This is a genomic window from Prevotella sp. ICM33 (assembly GCF_000517825.1).
GTDB classification, from domain to species: domain Bacteria; phylum Bacteroidota; class Bacteroidia; order Bacteroidales; family Bacteroidaceae; genus Prevotella; species Prevotella melaninogenica.
The window spans coordinates 1-5,152 of the sequence record NZ_JACD01000029.1; the positions used below are offsets into that span (position 1 = coordinate 1).

At 38.5% G+C, this 5,152-nt stretch carries 4 protein-coding genes; all 4 read right to left on the reverse strand.

Annotation, left to right across the window (positions count from 1 at the left end; translation table 11 throughout):
* Positions 1–247: 247 nt before the first annotated feature.
* The 4 genes from HMPREF1505_RS04225 to HMPREF1505_RS04240 all read right to left on the reverse strand — a co-directional run bounded on the left by HMPREF1505_RS04225 (position 248) and on the right by HMPREF1505_RS04240 (position 4,624).
* Positions 248–1,270, reverse strand: a complete 1,023-nt coding sequence (locus tag HMPREF1505_RS04225) for a hypothetical protein (protein WP_051412312.1) — start codon at positions 1,268–1,270, stop codon at positions 248–250.
* A 115-nt stretch (positions 1,271–1,385) separates the two neighbouring features.
* Entirely contained in the window at positions 1,386–2,744 is a 1,359-nt protein-coding gene (hisS, locus tag HMPREF1505_RS04230; protein ID WP_004361112.1) for a histidine--tRNA ligase, read from the reverse strand.
* A gap of 102 nt (positions 2,745–2,846) precedes the next feature.
* Positions 2,847–4,121, reverse strand: a complete 1,275-nt coding sequence (locus tag HMPREF1505_RS04235) for an adenylosuccinate synthase (RefSeq protein ID WP_036923025.1) — start codon at positions 4,119–4,121, stop codon at positions 2,847–2,849.
* Positions 4,118–4,624, reverse strand: coding sequence for a Fur family transcriptional regulator (locus HMPREF1505_RS04240; protein WP_013263943.1), 507 nt, complete (start codon positions 4,622–4,624; stop codon positions 4,118–4,120). The genes HMPREF1505_RS04235 and HMPREF1505_RS04240 overlap by 4 nt, the downstream gene beginning before the upstream one ends.
* Positions 4,625–5,152 lie beyond the last annotated feature (528 nt).

The window sequence follows — 5,152 nt, forward strand, 5'->3', positions numbered from 1 at the left end:
TTCTTTTTAGACTTGCCAAAATATATGCCTATCCCCACTAAATATCTACTGTCCCTATTAAGTTTTTGTTTACGCTTATGTAATTTTACTTTATGAGTTGTCCCGTCTCTGGATACCCTTTATATGTGTTGTTACCTTGTCTTATCTTCAGGCTTGATCGATTCTTTACCCTAATTAAGAATAAGACAGAACTCTGGTTGGAGCTAATGAATTTCTTCTGATATAATATTAAAACAATACGTTTCTGCTATTGATATACAACATTATCTAAGCTGCTTTTTAATAGTTTTCCTATGCTACCTCGACGACTTTTTGCGTTACCTTTCCACTGATGAGTTTTACCTTTGTAAGTAATATCAACACCTATTTTTCCAGACTTGTCATAAATAGTATAGCTTGCATCCTTATTTTTGAATGTTAACTTACCATTTTTCCTATAGAAAATAAAGTCTGACGTTTGCCGTAGTTCTTCAAATGGATAGTAAAACTCCACATTCTGCTTAGCATCAAGAATAACGTAACACAGTCTATCGTCATAAAAATTACAAAGAATAATATCCTTATTCTCCTTATCAACATGAAACTTGAAATAGTCGCTGATAATTTCACTGTCTAAATCAATAGTACTGGTAACTGTCTTTGTCTTCTTTTCTCCCTTCCATTCTTCTATTGTTGTAGTGCAAATAGGGGCTTTAAGACAGTCGTCAGTGCGTGTGCGGATAAGCTTTGGATTATTGTTTTCTACTATAAAATCTGAGTAATAGTGCAAACAACAACCACTTTTCGTCATTGTAGATATAACTTTGTTTTTAGCATCAACCACAAACATACCGCAATTATTTTGTGCTAATTCAGTGAAACCTTCATTATAAACAAAGTCTTTTCCCGATGCTAAAAATATTTGAAAGGATGGTCCACCATAACAACTGTTGAACCCATCCATAATAGCAAAGTCCTTTACTCCATCAAAATTATAGTCTTCATAGAGTAAAACACTGTATTCTCCATATGGAATCTCGGCTATATTTGCTTTAATTTCTCCATCATGAAGATCAAATGATAGTTCATCAGCATCAACATGAATAAGCTTCTTTTTAGTAGAGCGGTCATAAACTTCAACCCAACCAGCAGAAGAAATTGCTGATGTGTCAGAGAAATAAACCTTACCATAGTATTGTTTGGAAAAGCCATCAATGTTGAATGTTACTTGGGCAAAGGCAGAATGTAACCAGCCTAATACTATAAAGCAAAGAATAAGGATTCGTTTCATGTTTAGTGGTAATATAGTTAGCTTCTGCTTGTGTCTTACTTTACTAAGCAGACTAATAAAAGGCATTAATAAAAAAGAAGTCCCCCTCTCCTTAACAGGGGGAGGGGAGTGTCTTCTAAAATCTACTAATAATCTCCTCTGGCTTTACAAGTTCCTGTTCGCCAGTAGTCATATTCTTTAGTGTTATCTTACCTTCTTGCATTTCAGTTTCACCTGCAAGGGCAACAAAACCAATGTTCTTTGCATTGGCATAGCTCATTTGTTTCTTCATTTTAGCCTTGTCAGGGAACATTTCAGTGCGAATACCAGCCCTACGTGCAGCTGCAACAATTGGCAGACAGTAGGCAGTTTCCTTCTCTCCAAAGTTAATAAAGAGAAGCTGTGTACCCTGTACGCTCTCCTTTGGATAGAGGTCGAGCGTATTTAGAACATCATAAATGCGGTCAGCACCAAAGCTAATTCCGACACCAGAGATACCTGGCATACCAAAGATACCAGTTAGGTTGTCATAACGTCCACCACCTGTGATAGAACCAATCTGTACATCAAGGGCCTTAACCTCAAAGATAGCACCTGTGTAATAGTTCAATCCACGTGCCAAAGTAAGGTCGAGCTGTATCTCATTGTTTAGTCCAGAACCCTTCAATGTTTCAAGGATAAAACGCGTTTCTTCAACACCTTTTAGTCCAGTTTCACTCTCCTTCAAGACTTCTGCAATAACATCAAGTTTCTCTTCATTGGTTCCTTCTAACTTAATGATAGGTTGCAACTTCTCTATTGCTTCTTCAGAGATTCCATTATTACGCAGTTCTTCGTTTACATTATCAAGTCCTATCTTATCAAGTTTGTCGATAGCAACTGTGATATCAACAATTTTATCCTTCTCACCAATTACTTCAGCTATACCTGTGAGAATCTTTCTATTGTTAATCTTTATCTGTACGCGAATACCGAATTCTGTAAATACAGTGTCAATAATCTGCATTAATTCCACCTCATTTAGCAATGAGTCTGAACCAACTACATCTGCATCACACTGATAGAACTCACGATAACGACCCTTTTGTGGGCGGTCAGCGCGCCAAACAGGCTGTATCTGATAACGCTTGAAAGGTAATTGCAACTCATCACGATGCATCACCACGTAGCGAGCAAAAGGTACTGTAAGGTCATAACGCAATCCCTTTTCGCAGAGTTTTGTCTGCATCTTTAGTGTATTGCGCTCCTTAAGTTCTTCATCGCTAACAGCCTTCAAGTAATCTCCTGAATTCAGAATCTTAAAAAGAAGTTTATCTCCTTCTTCACCATACTTACCCATCAACGTCTGTAAGGTCTCCATAGAAGGTGTCTCTATCTGCTGAAAGCCATAGAGAGCGTAAACACGTTTGATGGTATCAAATATGTAATTTCGTTTTGCCATCTCATCTGGGCCGAAGTCACGGGTACCCTTTGGGATGGAAGGTTTGTTTGCCATTTGTCTTGTATTTTTGTTTTACGAATGAAAAATATTAGGCTGTGAGAAACGAATATAAGCTTTTCTGAATGCTTATAACCGCCAGTCACAGCCTAAACAAGATTATAAAACGATCGTTTGTTCGCGGTCAGGACCAACAGAGATAATACCAATGCGGGTCTCAAGATAGTTCTCAAGGAAAGCTACATACTCACGGAACTCCTCTGGGAATTCATCCTGTGACTTACATTTTGTCATATCTTTCTTCCAACCGCGGAAATCCTTGTAGATTGGTTTCACATTATCAATCTCGTAAGGGAAGTCCTTTGTCTCTGTACCATCTGGCAACTCGTATGCAACACATGCCTTGATAGTTTCGAAGCTATCAAGAACATCACTCTTCATCATAATAAGCTCAGTCACACCATTTACCATTACAGAGTAGCGAAGCTGAACAAGGTCAATCCAACCACAACGGCGCTCACGTCCGGTAACAGCTCCATACTCATGGCCGAGATTACGAATCGTCTTTCCGGTCTCGTCAAATAATTCTGTTGGGAATGGTCCAGAGCCGACACGAGTACAGTAGGCCTTCATGATACCATAGACATTACCCACCTTATTAGGACCAATACCAAGTCCAGTACAAGCACCTGCACAAATTGTATTTGAAGAAGTTACGAAAGGATAAGAACCAAAGTCTACGTCCAGCATAGTTCCTTGTGCACCTTCGCAAAGAATATGCTTGCTTTCACGAAGGAGGCGGTTGATTTCATTTTCAGAATCAACAAACTTAAACTCCTTCATATATGCTATGCCTTCCATCCAAAGCTTCTCAGTCTCTTCTAAGCCTTCAAAGTCTGTCCAACCAAGTGCTGCAAGCATTTTCATATGACGATCCTTATGAGCAGCATACTTTTGTTCGAAGTCACAGAGGATATCACCAACACGTAAACCATTTCGACTGATCTTATCAGTATAAGTAGGACCAATACCCTTGCCAGTAGTTCCAACCTTATTTTTACCCTTTGCTGCTTCGTAAGCGCGGTCGAGGATACGATGTGTTGGCATGATAAGGTGGGCTTTCTTTGAGATATGTAGACGCTCCTTTAGAGGATGTCCACTCTTCTCAAGGTCTTTTGCTTCACCCATAAAGAGATCTGGAGCTAATACAACTCCATTGCCAATGATGTTAACTTTGCCACCTTGGAAGATGCCTGATGGTATAGAACGCAGCACGTACTTCTGACCTTCGAACTCAAGAGTGTGTCCTGCGTTCGGACCTCCTTGGAAACGAGCTACTACATCGTAGCGTGGTGTGAGCACGTCTACAACCTTACCTTTTCCTTCATCACCCCATTGGAGACCCAACAGGACGTCTACTTTACCTGTGTTCATTTGCTTTTATGTGAGTTTTTTACTTGTTTCTGTGTAAGAAACTTGCTTCTCTGACGCGACAAGGCAGCTTGGCAGCGTGAGCATATTCCATATATATATAAGGAGAAACCATCTCGGCGAAAGCGGTGGAACTTTGTGTTCTTTATAGCATCCGCAATCTCTGGGGAATCAACTTCTGTCACTGTTCCGCATAGCGTACAGATCTGATGGATATGATCTTCATTGTTATAGCATGCCTCATACTTGGTTTGACCGATGAACCGATGTCTGACTACGAGACGTAATTCAATGAAAAGACGCATCGTATTGTAAAGTGTGGCACGAGAAACTCGAAAATTATTCTTTTCAAGTGCTGCACCCAATTCATCTAAGGAGAAATGTTCTCCCATGTCATACACTGCATCCAAGATGGCATATCGCTCTGAAGTCTTGCGATGATTGTTAGCTTCGAGGTATTCATCCAGAATATCTCGAACTCTTTTTTTGACTATATCTTTAGTCACAACTTACTGATTAAATTCGCACAAAGTTACTATTTTTAAATGATATAACTACTATATAGTAATGAAAAAAAGTTAAAAACATGGTGCTTTAATTGTGGCATAAAAGCGGTTCTTCCATTAAATGTGTAGATTATAAATAGAATGAGATTAATCCACATACATGGTATGATTAATTTAAATAATATGGTTTTTATAAAGAAGGATAAACTACATGATAAACATCATTAAGTGCGATGTCTATCTGTCTTCTACAAACAATTTATTCCCATGCCATAGATTTTTGTAAACTATTTTTGTGTAATTCAAAACCAATCCATGCTCTTTTGGGTTCTAAAAGACGCCTAATTGACTTGCAAAAGGTGCCCTTTTGAGGTCTTACTAACGCCCTTTTGAAGTTCAATTAAGCACCTTTTATTTTACCACTTTATAACTAATTGATTTACTGTTGATTGCAAACCTGCTTCTAATATGTGTTTTTGCCGTTAGTTATAGATGTTTTCTTTGAAATTATGTAATGATTTTTCAAAT

Excerpts from the sequence above, each read along its gene's own strand:
- HMPREF1505_RS04225 (WP_051412312.1), bottom strand. The coding sequence starts at position 1,270 with ATGAAACGAATCCTTATTCTTTGCTTTATAGTATTAGGCTGGTTACAT.
- hisS (WP_004361112.1), bottom strand. The coding sequence starts at position 2,744 with ATGGCAAACAAACCTTCCATCCCAAAGGGTACCCGTGACTTCGGCCCA.
- HMPREF1505_RS04235 (WP_036923025.1), bottom strand. The coding sequence starts at position 4,121 with ATGAACACAGGTAAAGTAGACGTCCTGTTGGGTCTCCAATGGGGTGAT.